Origin of the sequence: Aciditerrimonas ferrireducens, assembly GCF_023130475.1 — a bacterium.
GTDB classification, from domain to species: domain Bacteria; phylum Actinomycetota; class Acidimicrobiia; order Acidimicrobiales; family UBA8190; genus Aciditerrimonas; species Aciditerrimonas ferrireducens.
The window spans coordinates 14705-32931 of sequence record NZ_JAKHEX010000008.1 but is presented as its reverse complement, the minus strand read 5'-3'; the positions used below and the strand labels follow the sequence as shown (position 1 = coordinate 32931).

The window sequence follows — 18227 nt, the reverse complement described above, 5'->3', positions numbered from 1 at the left end:
GGCGCCCAGGGCGCGAGGAAGGTCGAGAGGTGGAGATGGGCGAGGACCTGATCGAGCAGTACCGGATCCGAAGCGAGCCCTACTACCGGGCGACGGGCAACGAGATCGCCCTCTACGAGGCTGCCTACTCGGTCCGGATGCCCCTCATGCTGAAGGGGCCGACCGGGTGCGGCAAGACCCGTTTCGTGGAGCACATGGCCTGGCGGCTCGGCCGGCCGCTGGTGACCGTGGCCTGCAACGAGGACATGACCGCCTCGGACCTCATCGGCCGGTTCCTGCTCGACGCCGAGGGCACCCGGTGGCAGGACGGCCCGCTCACCCTCGCCGCCCGCCACGGCGCCATCTGCTACCTCGACGAGATCGTCGAGGCCCGCCAGGACACCGTCGTGGTCATCCACCCCCTGACCGACACCCGACGAGCCCTGCCCCTGGAGAAGAAAGGGGAGCTCGTGCGGGCCCATCCGGCCTTCCAGCTCGTGATCTCCTACAACCCCGGCTACCAGTCGATGATGAAGGACTTGAAGCCCTCCACGAAGCAGCGCTTCGGGGCCCTCGACTTCGACTACCCCGAGCACGGGGTCGAGGCCGAGATCGTGGCCCACGAGAGCGGGGTGTCGCTGCAGCTCGCCGACAAGCTCGTCTCGATCGCCGAGCGTGCCCGGAACCTGAAAGGGCACGGGCTCGACGAGGGGATCTCGACTCGCATGCTCGTCTACGCCGGGAGCCTGATCGTCCAGGGGGTCGACCCCCTGGCCGCCTGCCAGATGGCCCTGGTGCGACCCGTCAGCGACGACCCGGACATGCGCGACGCCCTCGACGCCGCGGTCGCCACGGTGTTCTAGGCCATGGTCGCCCCAGCACGCCGAGGAGGGCGGGGCCGGTGAGCGTGGAGCTCGAGGACCACCCCGAGGTGCTCGCCGAGCTCGGCCCGGAGCTCGAGGAGGTGCTCCGGTCCTCGTGGGCCGAAGCCACCCGGGTCATGAGCCCCCGGGCCCTCGACACCTACCTCCGGGGTGCCCTCGACCTGAAGCTGCTCGAGCGGGGCTCCGACCTCGTCGCCTCGTACCTGCAGAGCGCGCCGGCGGTGGTCCGGGAGGTCGGGGAGGACGCGCTCGGCCAGCTGCTCTCGACCGCCATCACGATGTACTCGAAGACCAGCGCGTCGGTGATCGCCCTGGTGCTCTCGACCAGTCCGGTGGCGGCCGCCCGGCTCGGGGACCCCGAGCTGTTCGAGGACTACCTCCGCCTGCTCCACACCCTGGTCGCCCAGGCCCCGAGGGGACTCCGGCCGATGCTCGAGAAGCTCGACGTCCTGCTGTCCAACTTGACCCTCGGCGGTCTGCGGCGGTGGGCGACGTGGGGGGTCCAGGCCCACCGGAACGACTTCGACGCCCAGGAGGCGTACTTCGGCCTCCAGAGCGCCGACGCCCGGGCGATGTTCCAGCGGGAACGGCGGGGCACGCTCTTCGTCGACGTCCAGCGGCGCCTCCGGGCCTACCTGCGGGCCCTGTGGGGCCAGGACTTCTTCCTCCGCCCGACGAGCGGCGACCCCGAGCGGGGCGAAGGACCCCGACCCTTCATCTCCGGGTTCGTCGTCCACCTCCCCGACGCCTACGACGACCACGTGGTGGGGGAGCGGACCGTGGGCGGCATGGACCTCTACCGGGCGGCCAGCTGCCACGCGGCGGCGCACCTCCTCTTCGGGGACCGGGGCCTGCGCCCCGAGGGCCTGAGCGCGCTGCAGCGGGAGGTGATCGGGGTGGTGGAGGACGCCCGCGTCGAGCAGCTCGCCGTCGACCGCTTCCCTGGGCTCGGCGTCCTCTGGCGCCGCCTCCACGACGCCACCCCGCAGGACGCCACGAGCGTCGGCGACTACCTGGGCCGCATCGCCCGGTCCCTCGTCGACCCGGACTACGAGGACGACGCTCGGGTGGTCGAGGTGGCGAGGAAGCGCTTCGCCGAGGCCCGCGCCGAGCTGGGCTCGAGCACCCTGTCCTGGGAGATCGGCCTCGAGCTGGCCCAGGAGCTCGCCGAGCTCGGGGTCGAGTTCCGGCCGGGCCTCGACCACGTTCGTGCCCCCTACCGCGACGACAACCGCCACCTCTGGGAGGAGTTCGACCCCGCGGCGTTCTTCGAGCTGGCTCCCTGGGTGCAGAAGCAGGTCCGTCGGACCGTGAGCCTCATGGAGTTCGTGAACGAGCTCGACGTGGAGACCGCCGGGGACGACGCCCAGGAGGTCTGGGTCCTGCCGACCGAGCTGTTCCCCTACGAGGACGAGGGGGTGAGCTTCAACCAGCTCGAGGGCCGGGCCCAACCGGCCGAGGTGTTCCGCTATCCGGAGTGGGACTACCAGATGCAGCTCTACCGCCCGGCCTGGTGCTCGGTGCTGGAGACGCGCCCGGCGGCCGGGGACCCGTCGGAGGTGGAGCGGATCCTGGAGAAGCACCGGCCCCTCGTCGCCCGTCTGCGCCGCATCGTCGAGGCCATGCAGCCCGTCGGGGTCCAGCGGCTCCGCAAGCAGGAGGAGGGGGACGACTTCGACCTGAACGCCCTGGTCTTCGCCATGACCGAGCTCAGGCTCCGACGAGAGCCCGATCCCCGGGTCATGCAGCGGACCCTGCGCCGGGAGCGCGACCTCGCCGTGCTGGTCCTCGTCGACGTCTCTGAGTCCACGAACGACCCCGTCGAGGGCGCGGACCTCCGGGTGATCGACCTGGCCCGGGAGGCCACCGTGCTCCTCGCGGACGCCCTCGACCGCCTGGGTGACCCCTTCGCCATCCACGGCTTCCACTCCAACGGGCGCCACGACGTCGAGTACTTCCGGTACAAGGACTTCGACGTCGCCTACGGGGACCGGGTCAAGGCCTCCCTGGCCGGGATGACCGGCCAGCTCTCGACCAGGATGGGCGCAGCCATCCGGCACGCCGTGTCGCTCCTGCGCCGCCAGCCGAACGAGCGCAAGCTCCTGTTCGTCGTGACCGACGGGGAGCCGGCGGACAACGACGTGCGCGACCCGCAGTACCTGCGGGTGGACGCGAAGAAGGCCGTCGAGGAGGCGACGACCGCCGGGATCCAGCCGTACTGCATCAGCCTCGACCCCCGCTCCGACGAGTGGGTCTCGCGCATCTTCGGGGTGCGCAACGCCGCGATCGTCGACCGGGTCGAGCGGCTGCCCGAGCGGCTGCCCCTGCTGTACATGGGGTTGACCCGATGAGCGTGAGGAGCCGGAGGTGGGATCGATGCTGAGGGACGTGGGCACGGCCGTGCCGTTCGTGCCGGCAGCCTCCGCGGCGCTCGTCGTGCTCGTCGCCCGCCACCGGCGACGCCTGGCGGCCACCATCGGGGTCGCGGGGGTGGTGCTCGCCCTGGTCGGCTCGCTCGTGGCCCTCGGGGGCTTCCTCGCCCAGCCGACCACGGTCGTGGTCCACCTCGGCTCGTCCTGGGGGAGCCTCTGGCTGGACCCGCTCAGCCTCGTGCTCTGGGCCTTCGTCTCGGGGATCAGCGTGATCGTGCACCGCTACTCGGTGCGGGCCATGGCCGAAGAGGCCGGCTACGGCCGGTTCTTCGCCCTGCTCAACGCCATGACCGCCACGATCCTGTTCCTCGTGGCCGCGGCCGACCTCATCACCCTGCTGGCGGCCTGGTTCCTGGTGGGAGTGTTCCTCTACTTCCTCCTCGGCCACGACCTCGAGCGCCCGGCGGCCGGGCGCTACGCCCTGTGGACGAAGGTGATCTACCGGCTCGGCGACCTCCCCCTGTGGCTGGCGGCGATCGTGCTGTTCCGCGCCTACCACAGCATCTCCCTGCCGGTGCTCTTCGCCCGCATGGGCGCCGATCCGCACGCCACCACCCTCGGCGGGCTGTCCGCCCCGGCCCTCACGGGGATCCTCGTGGCCCTGGCGGGGTTCGCCCGCTCCGCCCAGATCCTCCTGCACAGCTGGCTGCCCTACACGATGGATGGTCCGACACCGGTGTCGGCGCTCATGCACGCCGGGATCGTGAACGCCGCCGGCTTCCTGTTCAACCGGTTCGCGCCGGTGTTCGAGATCGACGGTCTCGGGCTGCACCTGGCCCTGGTCGTCGGCTTGCTGAGCGCGCTGATCGGCTCCAGCCTCATGCTCATCCAGAACGACGTGAAGCGGTCCCTCGGCTACTCGACGATGGGGCAGATGGGCTTCATGGTGATGGAGTGCGGGCTCGGCGCGCTGCCGCTCGCCGTGTTCCACCTCATCGCCCACGGCTTCTTCAAGGCCTCGTCCTTCCTCAGCGCCGGGGACGCCATCGGGGAAGCCCGGGCGCACGACGGCGTGCCGCCGGACCTCGTCTACAGCGCCATCGTGGCGCGCCGACCGACCCGGTTCCCCCGCCTGCCCCTTTGGATCGCCGGGTCGCTGATCCTCGTCGTCCCCGTGGTGGTCTTCTCGCTCGCCCACGCGGCCGTGGCCCGGCACCTGCTGTTCGAGCAGGGGGTCATCGTGCTGTTGTTCTTCGCGTGGGTCACCGGCGGACAGGCCCTGCTCCGCGCCCACCGGCTCAGCCGGGCCAACCCGTGGAAGGTCATGGGCGGGATCCTGGTCTCCTTCGTGCTCGTGGTGGTCGGCTACACCCTCGTGACCCACGTCTTCGGGAGCTTCCTCGAGCCCGGGGCGGCGAGCACCCGGCTCTATCGCGCGGCGAGCCTCGGCTTCGTCCCCACCGGCGCCCTGGTGGCCGTCCTGGCGCTGCTCTTCGCCGCCGGCTGGGCCCTCGCGGTGCTGGTCGGCACGGAGCGCCTGTGGTCCTGGCTTCTGGCGCGCTGGCACGCGGCGGCCATGGCCGGCTACGCCCTCCTCACCCGGGAGCTCTACCTGAACGACCTCGCCGGGCGCGTCGCCGACGCCATGGTGCGCCTGTCCCGCTGGCTCAACCTCGTGACCTGGTGGAGCTGAGCCATGGTCGACCTCCGGGTCCTCGCCGCCGCCTGCCTGCTCCCGGTGTTCCCGCTCAGCGCGCTCTTCAACCAGCTGGTCGAGCAGGTCCGGCACCCCGCTGCCCGGGCGCTGGCCGTGCTCGGCCTCCCCGAGGCCGGCGCCGCCCTCCTCGAGGGACTGCCCCGGCACACCCTGGTGCGCGGGGTCGTGCACAGCCCGGCGGTCGTCGCCCTCGTGCTCTTCACCTCGCTGCTCTACGCGCTGCGGGCCCTGAGCGTCCGGGAGGTGACCCTGTGGGCCCGGCTGGTCGCCACCTCTGGCCTGTCGCTGGACTGGCTGCTGGTCGGGACCGGTGCCCCGGCCCGTTCGGTCGAGCTGTTCGCCCTGGCCTGGTCGGTGCCCGCCGCCCTGCTCATGGTGTGGGCCGGGCTCTTCTCGGCGCGCCTTGGGGGCGCGTACCTGGGGCTTCGGGGCGGACTGGCGGCTCGGCTGCCGCGGCTGTCGTGGCTGGTGGCCCTGAGCGCCCTGGCCCTCGTCGCCACCCCGCTGTTCCCGAGCTTCTTCGGCCTCCTCCACGTGGTCGACGTGCTCCCCCTCTCGCAACTGTGGGCGGTGCTCGGGGTGCTCTTCCTCTGGGCGTGGGCCACCGGGCGGTTCCTCGGGCACCTCCTGTTCGGCACGCCCGGGGCCGGTCCGGTCGCGGACCTCCCGGTCGTCCCGGCGTCGCTCGGCGTCGTGGTCCTCGCGGGGCTCGTGGTCCTCGGGGTGCTCTGGAGCGGGCGATGGACCGGGATCTGAGCCTCGGCGAACGCCTGAAGATCCGGGCCATGGTCTACGTGGCGAGCGAGCCGATCGCGCGCTTCTGGCCGATGCGGACCTTCATCCACCACAACCCCCTCTTCGGTCTCGAGCACCGGCCCTTCCCCGAGGCGGTCGCCGAGGGGACGAGCCTGTTCCACGCTCGGGGGTACCTGACCCGCCAGCAGTACCAGGAGTACCGGCGAGCGGGCCGGGTGGACGACGAGGCCCTGGCGCGCCGCATCGGGGCGTTCGCCGCGGCCCACGACCCGGGGGTGCCGGGGGTCGACCTCGAGCGGTGGCTCTGGTGCCTGGCGGTGGACGCCGACCTGGCACAGCTCTGTCCCCCGGCCGACTGGCTCGACGGCGCGGCCCTGGCCGCCGCGCTCAGAGGTCGACGACCCGAGGTCGCGGAGGAGGAGCGCCACGCGCGGCTGCTGGCCATCCTCGAGCGGCGCCTTCCACCCGACGCGCCGTTCCACGAGCGGGTCGACGCGCTCTTCGGCACCGGGATCGGACCGGCCGTCGACGAGCTGGTGATCAAGGCGTGCCTGGACTTCTTCGACGAGGGGCAGTCGGTCTGGGGGGTCCCCGGCCGGGAACGGGGCTTCTTCCCCGCCTGGCGAGACGTCGCCCGGCGGGACCTGCGGCTCCTGATCCACGGCCGGGCCTCGGGCCGCCTGCTCGCCGAGGAGGCCGATCCCGAGGCGGTGGTGGCCAGCATCCTCGCCGATCTCGGGATCCCCGAGGAGCACTGGCAGGCCACCATCCTGCGGGAGCTCACCCACCTCCACGGCTGGGCCGGCTTCGTCCGGTTCCGCCAGCAGGCCCCCGGGTACTACTGGGCGGCGCGGTTCCCCGCCGATCTCGTCGACTTCCTGGCCGTCCGGCTGGTCGTCGAGCGGATCCTCGTCCTCGAGGCGGCCCGCCGCCACCGCTCCCCGGCCGACGCCCAGGCCCTCGCCGAGCTGGTGGCGGCCGATCCCGCCGGGGCCTACCTGCGCACCGAGCTCCACGGCGGCACGGTGCTCCCCGGCTGGGCCCAGCGGGTCGAGCAGGCCCTCGCCCGGCGCCGGCCCGCTGCATGGCAGCGGCTGGCTGCCCGCTACATCGAGGCGAAAGCCCACCACGAGGCGGCCGAGCAGGCGGGGGCGCTGCGACGCCTCGCCGAGCAGGTGGGGGGCGGGGCGCCGACGGTGCTCCAGGAGCTCGGGCCCCACGAGCTCGACCGGCTCCTCGGGGCGCTCCGGGCCTGGGAACGCGAGGAGGGCTACGCCTTCCTTGTGGCCATGGAGTCCCGGGCCATCACCGACCTGGTCCGCCGGGTCCGGGTCCCCGAGCCCGGCACCCCGACCCGACCCACCCGGCGTCCCTTCGCCCAAGCGTTCTTCTGCATCGACGTCCGTTCCGAACCCTTGCGCCGGCACCTGGAGGCCCTCGGCGACTACGAGACCTTCGGCATCGCCGGGTTCTTCGGCGTGCCCATGGCGTTCCTCGAGTACGGCAACGGGAGCGAGCAGCCGCTGTGCCCGGCCATCATGACCCCGAAGAACCTGGTGGCCGAGATCCCCGCGGGGCTCCGACTCGAGGAGGAGCCCCTCTTCGGGGCGCTCAGCGAGGTCTCCCACGGCCTCAAGCAGTCGGTCATGGCGCCGTTCGTGGCCGTGGAGGCCGTCGGCCTCCTCTTCGGCCTGGGACTCGTCGGGAGGACCCTCTGGCCCGTCGGGTACCACCGGCTCCGGGACCGCTTCCACGGGGGCGAGCCCCCGACCCGCCTGCTCGTCGACAAGCTCAGCGCGGACCAGGCCGACTCGATCGTGCGGGCGGTGCAGCGGGCCATGATCGTCCAGGCCCTCGCCCGGGAGCTGCGGGTCGCCCGGGACCAGGTGACCGACGACGAGGTGCGGGAGCTCCGGGAGATCGCCCTCGGCAACGCCGAGGGGCCCTCGGCGCTGGCCACTCGCCTCGGTCTCAGCGAGGCGGCCGAGGCCCGGTTCGTCGAGACCCTCCGCTCCGTCTACCGGGTGGAGCGCCGCGAGGCCGCCCGCCAGCTCGAGCGGCTCGGCCGGCTGGGCTTCAGCCTGGAGGAGCAGGTGCAGTTCGTGGCCCGGGCGCTCACCTCGACGGGCCTCACGTCGAACTTCTCCCGCTTCGTGCTCATCGTCGGGCACGAGAGCCTGAGCCGGAACAACCCCTACGAGTCGGCCCTCGACTGCGGGGCGGCCGGGGGCGCCCACGGGCTGCCCAACGCCCGGGCCTTCTGCGCCATGGCGAACAAGCCCGAGGTGCGGCTGCGGCTCCGGGAGCTCGGCATCGTCGTGCCCGAGGACACCTGGTTCGTGCCGGGCAGCCACACCACCACCACCGACGAGGTGACCCTCGCCGACCTCGACCAGCTCCCGAGCCGCCACCTCCTCTACCTCGAGCGCCTCCAGGCGGGGCTGGCCGCCGCGGGCCGGCGCTGCGCAGCGGAGCGGGTCAGGACCCTCGGGCTCGGGTCCCGTGCCGAGCGCAGCCCCCAGGCGGCCGCCCAGGCGGCCCGGCGCCAGGCGAACGACTGGTCCCAGGTCCGCCCCGAGTGGGGCCTGTCCCGGAACCTCTACGGGATCGTCGGCGGCCGTCACCTCACCGAGGGGGTCGACCTCGGGGGACGGGCCTTCCTGCTCTCCTACGACCACCGCTTCGACCCCGACGGCCGCTTCCTCGAGAACCTGCTCTCCGCGCCGGTGGTGGTCGGGGAGTGGATCAACCTCGAGCACTACTTCTCCACCGTCGACCCCCACCGCTTCGGCAGCGGCAGCAAGGTGTACCACAACGTCGCCGGCCGTTTCGGGGTCATGACCGGGAACCAGAGCGACCTGCGCACCGGCCTGCCGCTGCAGACCCTCTACAAGGACCGCCGGCCCTACCACGAGCCGATGCGGCTCGTCGCCCTGGTCGAGGCCCCGGTCCGCCTCGTCCTGGCCGTGGTCCAGCGCCTGCCCAAGGTGCGCAGCCTCGTGTTCGGGGAGTGGATCCGGGTCGTCGTCCTCGACCCCGAGGACGGCTACCGGGTCCTCGTCCTCGAGGACGGCCGCCTCGTGGACCACCTCGACCCCACGTCCGAGCCGTGCACCCCGACCGTGCTGGAGGAGGCCCGATGACCAGCGCCCAGCTGCACTCGCTGAAGAAGATCGAGCTCGTCCTCGAGGGGGCCCACCGGGACTTCGCCACCGACCTGCTCGAACGGGCCGGGGTGAAGGGCTACACGGTCCTCGGCGGGGTGTCGGGCAAGGGCAGCCACGGCCTGTACCCAAGCCACCTCATGTTCAACGAGGACGACGTGCTCATCATGGTCGTCGTGGTGGTCCCCGAGGAGCTCGTGGCCCCGATCCTCGAGGGCCTCACCCCGTTCTTCGACCAGCACCCCGGGGTCATGTTCGTCTCGGACGTCCAGGTCAGCCGGCTCACGAAGTTCACCGGGTGAGCCGGTTTCCCCCCGCTCGGGTTCCCTCGACTGGTGCCCCGGGCCGTCGGTAGCATCGGGTCCGCCATGGTGCGGGCTGGTCGCGACCGCTCGGGCAGCGCGGGCCCCGGTCCGAGGGGCTCCCGGTGACCCGTCGGCACCCGACGCTCCACCAGCTCGAGATCATGACCGTGCTGGCCCGGCACCGCAACATGACCCAGGCGGCGAAGGAGCTCCACATGTCGACCGCCGCCCTCTCGGTCCAGGTGAAGCAGCTGGCGGCCATCGTCGGCGCCCCGTTGCACGAGCAGGTGGGCAAGCAGCTGTTCCTGACCGGGGCCGGTCGCCAGGTGGAGCTCGCCGCGCAGGACATCCTCGATCGTCTCGAGGCCCTCTACGAGGCGCTCGAGGAGGACCGGGGGCTCGAGCGGGGCACGCTCAAGGTGTCGGTGGTGACCACCGCGAAGTACTTCGTCCCGAGGCTCCTCGGGCGGTTCTGCAAGCAGCACCCGGGCATCGACGTGAGCCTGGAGGTCGACAACCGCCACGGCCTCCTCGAGCGGCTGGCCCAGAACCTCGACGACCTCTACGTGATGGGCAGCGCCCCAGAGGACCTGCAGGTGGTCGCGGTCCCCTTCATGGAGAACCGCCTGGTGGTGGTGGCCCCGGTCACGCACCCCCTGGTTGGCCGGGCCGGCCTGCCCCCCGCCGCGCTCAACGGGGAGCCCTTCGTCATGCGGGAGCCGGGCTCGGGCACCCGGCTGGCGGCCGAACGCTTCTTCGCCAGCCACAAGGTCCACGTGACGGTGCGCATGACCCTGGGGAGCACCGAGGCGATCAAGCAGGCCGTGGCCGGCGAGCTCGGGCTGGCGGTGCTCTCGGCGCACGCCATCGGGCCCGAGCTGGCCTGCGGGGACCTCGCGGTCCTCGACGTCGTCGGCTTCCCCCTCGTCCGCTGGTGGTACGCGCTGCACCCGGCGGGCAAGCGGCCCTCGCCGATCGCCCGGGCGTTCCTCGCCTACCTGGAGGCCGAGGGGGCGGCCTCGGCCTCGCCGGTCGACCGCCGGCCCCGGCGCACCGGCTGAGGGCCCCGCGCCCCGGGGTTGACAAGAGGGGCCGGCCTCTTGGAGGCTCCCTCCAGCCATGCCGACCGCCCGCTCCGCTGCCCGCACCGACCGGTCCTCCTCGCCGAGGGGGCGCTCCGCCCGCGCCGCGACGGGCCAGGCCGCCGGCAAGCCCCTGGTGATCGTGGAGTCCCCGGCCAAGGCCCGCACGATCGCCGCCATGCTCGGCCCGGACTTCGTGGTCGAGTCCTCGGTGGGCCACATCCGGGACCTGCCGAGGCGGGCCGAGGAGATCCCGAAGGCGTACAAGGCCGAGTCCTGGGCCCGCCTCGGGGTCGACGTCGAGAACGGCTTCAAGCCCCTCTACGTGGTGGCCCCCGAGAAGCGGCAGGTGGTCGAGAAGCTGGCCCGCCTGGTGGAGGAGGCCAGCGAGGTCTACCTCGCCACGGACGAGGACCGCGAAGGGGAGTCCATCGCCTGGCACCTCATGGAGGTCCTCCACCCCCGGGTGCCGGTGAAGCGGATGGTGTTCCACGAGATCACCCCCCAGGCCATCCAGCGGGCGGTCCAGGAGTGGCGGGAGCTGGACCGGCGCCTGGTCGACGCCCAGGAGGCCCGGCGGATCCTCGACCGGCTCTACGGCTACGAGGTCTCGCCGGTGCTCTGGAAGAAGGTCATGCCCCGCCTCTCGGCCGGCCGGGTCCAGAGCGTCGCCACCCGGATGATCGTCGAGCGGGAACGGGCCCGGATGCGGTTCCGGGCGGCCGAATGGTGGGATCTCCAGGCCAGCCTGGACCCGGGGGAGGGCGAGCCGCGCTTCGAGGCCCAGAGCGTGGCCGTCGACGGGCAGGCCCTCGCCAACGGCCGGGACTTCGGCCCCGAGGGGACCCTCGCCCCAGGAGCCCGGGTCCGGGTCCTCGAGGGCCCCGAGGCCCAGTCCCTGGCCGAGGCCCTGGTCGGCCGGCCCTTCGAGGTCACCCAGGTCCAGGAGCGGCCGCTGCGGCGCAGCCCGGCCCCCCCGTTCATCACCTCGACCCTCCAGCAGGAGGCGGCCCGCAAGCTGCGCTTCTCCGCCCAGCGGACCATGGCCGTGGCCCAGCGGCTCTACGAGCAGGGCTGGATCACCTACATGCGGACCGACTCGACCACCCTCTCCGACGAGGCCCTGGCCGCCGCCCGGGCCCAGGCCGCCGAGCTCTACGGCCCGGACCACGTGCCCCCCGCCCCCCGGCGCTACGAGAAGAAGGTGAAGAACGCCCAGGAGGCCCACGAGGCGATCCGCCCGGCGGGGGAGCGGTTCCGGACCCCCGAGGAGGCCGCCGCCAGCCTCTCGGGCGACGAGCTTCGACTCTATGAGCTCATCTGGAAGCGGACGGTGGCCTCGCAGATGGCGGACGCCACGGGGACCACCGCCCAGGTCCGGCTGGTCGGGACCCCCGAGGCGGGCCGGCCGGCGGTCGAGCTGGCGGCCAGCGGCTCGGTCATCACCTTCCCGGGGTTCCTCCGGGCCTACGTGGAGGGCTCCGACGACCCCGAGGCCGACCTGGCCGAGCGGGACGTCCGGCTGCCCCGCCTGGCGGTCGGCGACGTGGTGCGGGCCGAGGCGGTCGAGGCCCGCTCCCACCTCACCCAGCCCCCGGCCCGCTTCACCGAGGCCTCGCTGGTGAAGGCCCTCGAGGAGCAGGGGGTGGGCCGGCCCTCCACCTACGCCTCGATCATCGCCACCATCCTCGACCGGGGCTACGTGTGGAAGAAGGGCTCGGCCCTCGTGCCGACCTTCACCGCCTTCGCCGTGGTCGGCCTCCTCGAGCGCTACTTCGCCGACCTGGTGGACTACGGGTTCACCGCGGCCATGGAGGACGACCTCGACGGGATCGCCTCGGGGGAGCGCGAGGCCCTGCCCTGGCTGACCCGCTTCTACTTCGGGGCTCCCGAGGGCCAGGCGCCCGAGGAGGACGGGGCCGGGCGGATCTCGGCCCTGGGTCTGCGGCGCCTGGTGGCCGAGCACCTGGCGGCCATCGACGCCCGGGAGATCAACTCCATCCCCATCGGGGAGGACCCGGAGACCGGCGAGCCGATCGTGGTCCGGGTCGGCCGCTACGGCCCCTACCTCCAGCGGGGCGAGGAGCGGGCGTCGGTCCCCGAGGACCTGCCCCCCGACGAGCTGACCGTCGAGCGGGCCCGGGAGCTCCTGGCCGCCCCGAGCGGGGACCGGGTCCTCGGCGAGGACCCGGAGAGCGGCAAACCGGTGCTGCTCCGCTCGGGCCGCTTCGGCCCCTACGTGCAGCTCGGGGAGGCCGAGGAGGGCGGGGAGAAGCCGAGGACCGCGTCGCTGCTTGCCAGCATGCGGCCCGAGACCCTGACCCTGGAGGACGCCCTGGCCCTCCTCGCCCTGCCCCGCCTGGTCGGGGTGGACCCGGCGAGCGGCGAGGAGATCTGGGCCCACAACGGCCGCTTCGGCCCCTACCTGAAGCGGGGCAGCGAGACCCGGAGCCTCGAGCGCGACGACCAGCTGCTCGGCATCGGCCTCGAGGAGGCCCTGGCCCTCTTCGCCCAGCCGAAGACCCGCCGGGGCCGCCAGGCGGCCGCCCCGCTGCGGGAGCTCGGGGAGGACCCCGAGACCGGCCAGCCGATCGTCCTGCGCTCGGGTCGTTTCGGCCCCTACGTCACCGACGGCACCACGAACGCCTCGCTGCGCCGCGGCGACGACCCCGAGACGGTCACCTTGGAGCGGGCCGCCGAGCTGCTCGCCGAGCGCCGGGCGGCCGGCCCCCCGGCCCGCCGCAGCACCCGGGCCACGAAGGCCGCAAAGGCCACGAAGGCCACAAAGGTGACGAAGGCCGCCAAGACCACGAGGGCCGCCGGGTCCCGGGGGACGGGCAGCACCCGGCGGCGGGCGAGCGGCGAGTGAGGTGGCCGGGCGGCTGATCGCCCTGGAGGGCATCGACGGGTCGGGCAAGACCACCCAGGCCAAGCTGCTGGCGGCGGCGACCGGGGCCCGGTTCACCTTCGAGCCCGGCGCCACCCCAGCGGGAGCCCTGCTGCGGCGGCTGCTCCTGGACCCGACCCTGCCCCCCCTCGGACCCCTGGCCGAGGCCCTGGTGGTGAGCGCCGATCGGGCCCGGCACGTGGCCGAGGTGCTCCGCCCGGCCCTGGCGTCCGGCGAGTGGGTGGTGACCGACCGCTACCTGGCCTCCACCCTCGCCTACCAGGGGACTGGTCGGGGGGTGCCCCGGGCCCTCCTGGACCAGCTGGCCGAGGCGGCCACCGGCGGGCTCGCAGCCGACCTGGTGGTGGTCGTCGACCTGCCCGTGCCCGAGGCCCGCGCCCGGCTGGCGGCGCACCGGCTCGCCGAGGCCGGGCCGGGACCGGGCGACCCGGGACCGGGCGGCCCCGTCCTGGCCGACCGGCTGGAGGCCGAGCGCCCGGCGTTCGCCGAAGCGGTCCGCCAGGGGTTCTTGGCCCTGGCCGAGGAGGACCCGGAGCGGGTCGTGGTGGTCGACGGGCGGGGCCCGGTCGACGAGGTGGCCCGGGCGATCCGGGCCGAGGTGGCGGCACGCCTCGGGGACCCCCCAGGGGGGTGGCGGTGAGCGAGGAGGAACGCCCGGTCCCGGCCCTCTTCGCCGAGGCGGTCGGCCAGGGGCCCCTCGTCGAGCAGCTCCGGCGGCTGCTGCGCCGACCGGTGCATGCCTATGCGCTCATCGGCCCCGAGGGGGCCGGCACCGCAGCCCTGGCCCGGGGCATGGCCGCCGCCCTGCTCTGCCCCGAGGGGGGCTGCGGGGCGTGCCGGGCCTGCGAAGAGGCGCTGGGCGGCTTCCATCCGGACCTCGTCTGGGTGACCCGGGAGGGCCCCCAGCTCCAGGCCGCCGAGGTGCGGGAGGCGGTCCGGGCCGCCCAGCGCAAGCCCCGAGTGGCGCCCCGGCAGGTCATCGTGGTCCCGGACCTCCACCTCGGGGTGGGGGTCGCCCCCATGCTGCTGAAAACCGTCGAGGAGCCGGCGCCGGGCAGCGTGCTGCTCCTGTTGGCCGAGCGTCTCCCCCCCGCCCTCGCCACCATCCAGAGCCGCTGCGTGGTCCTGCGGCTGCGACCGGTCCCCGAGGAGGAGCTGGCGGCCTGGCTCGCCGAGCAGGGGGTCCCCGAGGACCGGGCCCGGGCCGCCGCCCAGGCGGCGGGGGGCAGCCCGGGGACGGCCCGGCTGCTCGCGGCCGACGAGGGCCTGGTGACCCGGCTGGCCCGCTGGCGTTCCCTGCCGGGGCGCCTCGCCCCCGAGGGGCACGTGCTCGCCGCCCTGGCCAGGGAGCTGGCCGGCGGGGTCGAGGAGGCCCTCGGGGCCCTGGCCGCGAAGCAGGCCGAGGAGCTGGCCGCCGCGCTCGCCCGGGTCGAGGGGAGCGGGGAGCGGACCGGGCCGCTGCGCAAGGCCATCGAGGAGCGCCAGCACCGGGCCCAGCGGCGCTGGCGGGTCGAGGAGTGGCGCCGGGGCCTCGCCGCCCTCGCCCAGGCCTACAGGGACCAGGCGCTGGCCGACCCGCGGGGCCGAGGGGCGACCCGGGCCGCCGCTGCCCTCGAGCTGCTGGCCGAGGCGGCCAGGGACCTGCGGCGGAACCCCGCCGAGCAGGTCTGGCTCGAGGCGCTCCTCGCCCGCCTGGCCGCGCTCGGCTGAGCCCCATCGGGTCCTTCTCGAGCAGGTCGGGACCCGGCCCGGGGGCTCAGGGGGCGGCGGCCTGGGCCCGGCGCAGGACCTCGAGGGCCCGCTCGGGATGCGAGCTGAAGCGCAGCTCGGCGCTGAAGGCCGCGAGCACCCGGCGGTCGGGGCCGATCACGAAGCTGGCCCGCTTCACCGGCCCGAGCTTGAAGCCGCTCACCACCCCGAACGCCCTGGCCACACGGCGCTCGGGGTCGGCGAGCAGGGGGTAGTCGAAGCCGTGGCGCTCGGTGAACTGGCGCTGCTTGTCGACCGGGTCGGCCGAGATGCCCACCCGAGTGGCCCCGAGGGCAGCGAACTCGGCGCCCAGGTCCCGGAACGCGCAGGCCTCCCGGGTGCACCCGAAGGTCATGGCCGCCGGGTAGAAGAACACCACGACCGGGCCGCTCGCCAGGGCCTGGCTGAGCCGCCAGGGCCGGCCCTGCTGGTCGGGCAGCTCGAAGTCCTCCACCAGGTCGCCGGGGCCGAGCACACCGGGAGCCTACCGAGGAAACCGGGACCGGGCTCGAGCTGGCGAGGACCGGCCGCACCGACCCCTCGGGCTCATCGTTCTAGACTGATGCATCAGTCGGTCAGGTGTGGCCAGCGGGGCGGCCGGGCAGGGGTCGTCCCGGATCCGGTCCGACCAGCCGGTCCCCGGGGGCCGGGGGAGGGAGGGGCATGAGCGGATCGACCGAGGTGGACGTCGAGGTCGTGGTGGTGGGGGCCGGCTTCGCCGGGCTCTACCAGCTGCACCGGCTCCGGTCCCTCGGGGTGCCGGTGACCCTCCTCGAGGCCGGCTCGGGCCTCGGGGGGATCTGGTGGTGGAACTGCTACCCCGGGGCGCGGGTCGACTCGCACGTCCCGGTGTACGAGTTCTCCGACGAGGCGATCTGGCGGGACTGGTGGTGGGAGGAGCGGTTCCCCGACTGGCGGGCCATGCGGGCCTACTTCGAGCACGTGGACCGGGTGTGGGGCCTCAGGCCGGCCATCAGGTTCGACACCCGCCTGGAGGGGGGACGGTTCGACGAACGACGGGGCCGGTGGGAGCTCGTGGCCGGCGGCCAGCCCCTGACCTGCCGCTTCCTCGTCCTGTGCCCGGGTTTTGCCGCCCGGCCCTACCTGCCGGCCCTGCCCGGGCTGGCGTGCTTCGGCGGGGCGTGGCACCACACCGCCTGGTGGCCCCAGGAGGGGGTCGACCTCTCGGGCCGCCAGGTCGGGGTGATCGGCACCGGGGCGAGCGGGGTCCAGGTGATCCAGGAGGCCGCGGCGCTGGCCGAGCGCCTCGTGGTGTTCCAGCGGACCCCGAACCTGGCGCTGCCGATGCGCCAGCGCCGCCTCAGCCAGGAGGAGCAGGCAGCGGCCAAGGCCCACTACCCGGCGATCTTCGAGCGGCGGACCCAGACCGCCGCCGGGTTCGACTTCCCCCACCGGGGCGACTCGGCCCTTGCCGTGCCGGCCGCCGAGCGCGAGGCGGTCTTCGAGGAGCTCTGGGAGCACGGCGGCCTGGCGTTCTGGGCCGGCAACTTCTCCGATGTCCTGGTCGACGAGCGGGCGAACCGGCTCGCCTACGAGTTCTGGCGGTCGAAGACCCTGCCCCGGATCCCGGACCCGCGCCTCGCCGAACTGCTCGCCCCGGCGGAGCCGCCCCACCCCTTCGGGGTGAAGCGCTGCTCCCTCGAGCAGCGCTACTACGAGGCCTTCGCCCAGGAGAACGTGGAGCTCGTCGACCTGCGGACCGAGCCGATCGAGGCCTTCACCCCAAGGGGGATCCGCACCCGGGCGAGGGAGGTCGAGCTCGACCTGGTGGTGCTGGCCACCGGGTTCGACGCGGTGACCGGCAGCCTGACCGCCATCGACCTGGTCGGCCGGGACGGGCGGACCCTGGCCGAGCACTGGGCGAGGGGGGTGCGGGCGCATCTGGGCCTGGCCTGCTCGGGCTTCCCGAACCTGTTCTTCCTCTACGGTCCCCAGAGCCCCTCGGGGTTCTGCAACGGGCCGACCTGCGCCGAGGCGCAAGGCGACTGGGTGGTCGAGCTGCTCGCCCACCTCCTCGAACGGGGGGTGGGCCGCATCGAGGCCACCGAGGCGGCCGAGGAGGCCTGGCGGGCCCAGGTGCAGGCCATCGCCGCGCTGACCCTGTTCCCCCGGGCCGAGTCGTGGTACATGGGGGCGAACGTGCCGGGCAAGCCCCGGGAGATGCTGAACTGGCCGGGGGGCCTGCCGGGCTACCTGGCGGCCTGCCGGGCCGAGGCGGATGCCGGGTACCCGGGGTTCCGCTGCTCGTGAGCAGGCCGGAGCCGGCGGACGAGGCGGCTGTGGCTCCTGCCGTATGCAGGGCCGGGGTGCCGCGGCGAGCCTGCGCTTGTAGTGCTTTGTAGGCTAATATCGTAGCCACCCGTGCGGGTGGACTGGAGCAAGCGTGCGGAGTACGTGCGTTTGCGTCACGGCGTGGAACCGACCTGGGCAGATGAGGCGGTCGACGATGCTCATGCTGTGTGGCTCGTTCCCGACCCAGCGAGCCGTAGTGGACACGCGGCGAGGGTGATCGGGTACTCGTCGTCGGCACGGGAGGTGCTCACCGTCATCTTGGTCGACGCTGAGGTAGACGGAGAGGAGCGGCCCGACGGTGAGTGGTGGGGGAGCAACGCTTGGGTAGCGAGCCCCCGAGACCGACGCCTGTATGGCAGAGAGGAGTGAGCGATGAGCAGGACCGTCGACGAGATCTTGGCCGAGGAGGGGGCAGCGTCCGAGAACAGTGAGGTCCCGGATGCGCTGCCGGCACACGTCAAGGTCAGTCGGCCCAACCTGGGTCGATCGACGGTGGTCTCGGTCCGATTGTCGGCCGCCGAGCACGCGTCCTTGCAGGCGGCTGCGGCGCGGGCGAACCTCCCGGTTTCGACCCTTCTCCGTCTCTGGGCGCTCGACCGACTGCGTGCCGAAGAAGAAGGAAGCTCCGGGACGGTGGCGGAGCGTCTCGCCCGGCTCGAGCAGGCGGTGTTCTCGCGTCCTGCGTGAGGCGGGGTGGGGACAGGGCGTGCCGCCCACCCCGACCGTGCCCTCCGAACAGTCACCGGCTGTACCGGACCGTGGAGCACGGGGAGAAGCACGGGCAGCAAGGAAGGCGCGCAAGCGAGGCAGTGTCGGCGGGGCCTGCTTTGTCCTGATTGATCAGGTCGAGGGTCGGGGCGGAGCGCCGTCGCATCAAGGTCGGATCCGGGAGCCGACATGGATGGTCCCGCAGCCAGCGCAGCTTGGCCTGGCGAGCCTGCAGCGCTGCCGCCGTGTTGTCTTCCCGGTTCGCCCACGCCGTGACCTCCGCCGACGCA

General features: G+C 73.6%; 13 protein-coding genes. 12 read left to right on the top strand and 1 reads right to left on the bottom strand.

Annotated features, from left to right (window positions below; translation table 11 throughout):
- Positions 1 to 35 precede the first annotated feature (35 nt).
- From Acit_RS06445 to Acit_RS06395, 10 genes are all read left to right on the top strand, one after another.
- Positions 36 to 842, top strand: a complete 807-nt coding sequence (locus Acit_RS06445) for a CbbQ/NirQ/NorQ/GpvN family protein (protein WP_282436461.1) — start codon at positions 36 to 38, stop codon at positions 840 to 842.
- 38 nt (positions 843 to 880) lie between these two features.
- Positions 881 to 3214, top strand: a complete 2334-nt coding sequence (locus Acit_RS13595) for a nitric oxide reductase activation protein NorD (protein WP_248107093.1) — start codon at positions 881 to 883, stop codon at positions 3212 to 3214.
- A 25-nt stretch (positions 3215 to 3239) separates the two neighbouring features.
- Positions 3240 to 4928, top strand: a complete 1689-nt coding sequence (locus tag Acit_RS06435) for a proton-conducting transporter transmembrane domain-containing protein (protein WP_248107091.1) — start codon at positions 3240 to 3242, stop codon at positions 4926 to 4928.
- 3 nt (positions 4929 to 4931) lie between these two features.
- A complete protein-coding gene (locus tag Acit_RS06430; protein ID WP_248107089.1) occupies positions 4932 to 5708 on the top strand; it encodes a hypothetical protein in 777 nt (258 codons plus the stop codon).
- Positions 5693 to 8851, top strand: a complete 3159-nt coding sequence (locus Acit_RS06425) for a DUF2309 domain-containing protein (protein ID WP_248107087.1) — start codon at positions 5693 to 5695, stop codon at positions 8849 to 8851. The genes Acit_RS06430 and Acit_RS06425 overlap by 16 nt, the downstream gene beginning before the upstream one ends.
- Positions 8848 to 9174, top strand: coding sequence for a DUF190 domain-containing protein (locus tag Acit_RS06420; protein WP_248107078.1), 327 nt, complete (start codon positions 8848 to 8850; stop codon positions 9172 to 9174). The genes Acit_RS06425 and Acit_RS06420 overlap by 4 nt, the downstream gene beginning before the upstream one ends.
- A gap of 125 nt (positions 9175 to 9299) precedes the next feature.
- Positions 9300 to 10238, top strand: a complete 939-nt coding sequence (locus tag Acit_RS06415; RefSeq protein ID WP_248107077.1) for a LysR family transcriptional regulator — start codon at positions 9300 to 9302, stop codon at positions 10236 to 10238.
- Positions 10239 to 10296: 58 nt separating this feature from the next.
- The gene (gene topA / locus Acit_RS06410) at positions 10297 to 13128 is read left to right on the top strand and encodes a type I DNA topoisomerase (RefSeq protein ID WP_282436446.1); all 2832 of its coding nucleotides are present in this window, start codon (positions 10297 to 10299) and stop codon (positions 13126 to 13128) included.
- A 1-nt stretch (position 13129) separates the two neighbouring features.
- Positions 13130 to 13807, top strand: coding sequence for a dTMP kinase (gene tmk / locus Acit_RS06400; RefSeq protein WP_248107075.1), 678 nt, complete (start codon positions 13130 to 13132; stop codon positions 13805 to 13807).
- Entirely contained in the window at positions 13804 to 14877 is a 1074-nt protein-coding gene (locus Acit_RS06395) for a DNA polymerase III delta subunit-related protein (protein ID WP_248107072.1), read from the top strand. The genes tmk and Acit_RS06395 overlap by 4 nt, the downstream gene beginning before the upstream one ends.
- A 46-nt stretch (positions 14878 to 14923) precedes the next feature.
- Here the strand turns inward: Acit_RS06395 and Acit_RS06390 are convergent, their stop codons facing one another.
- On the bottom strand, positions 14924 to 15391 hold the full coding sequence (locus Acit_RS06390) for a peroxiredoxin (protein ID WP_248107062.1): 468 nt from the start codon (positions 15389 to 15391) through the stop codon (positions 14924 to 14926).
- A gap of 188 nt (positions 15392 to 15579) precedes the next feature.
- Here Acit_RS06390 and Acit_RS06385 point away from each other — a divergent pair, with 188 nt between their 5' ends.
- On the top strand, positions 15580 to 17187 hold the full coding sequence (locus Acit_RS06385; RefSeq protein WP_248107060.1) for a flavin-containing monooxygenase: 1608 nt from the start codon (positions 15580 to 15582) through the stop codon (positions 17185 to 17187).
- 414 nt (positions 17188 to 17601) lie between these two features.
- Positions 17602 to 17916: a plasmid mobilization protein gene (locus Acit_RS06380; RefSeq protein WP_248107058.1), complete on the top strand. Its 315-nt coding sequence runs from the start codon at positions 17602 to 17604 to the stop codon at positions 17914 to 17916.
- Positions 17917 to 18227 lie beyond the last annotated feature (311 nt).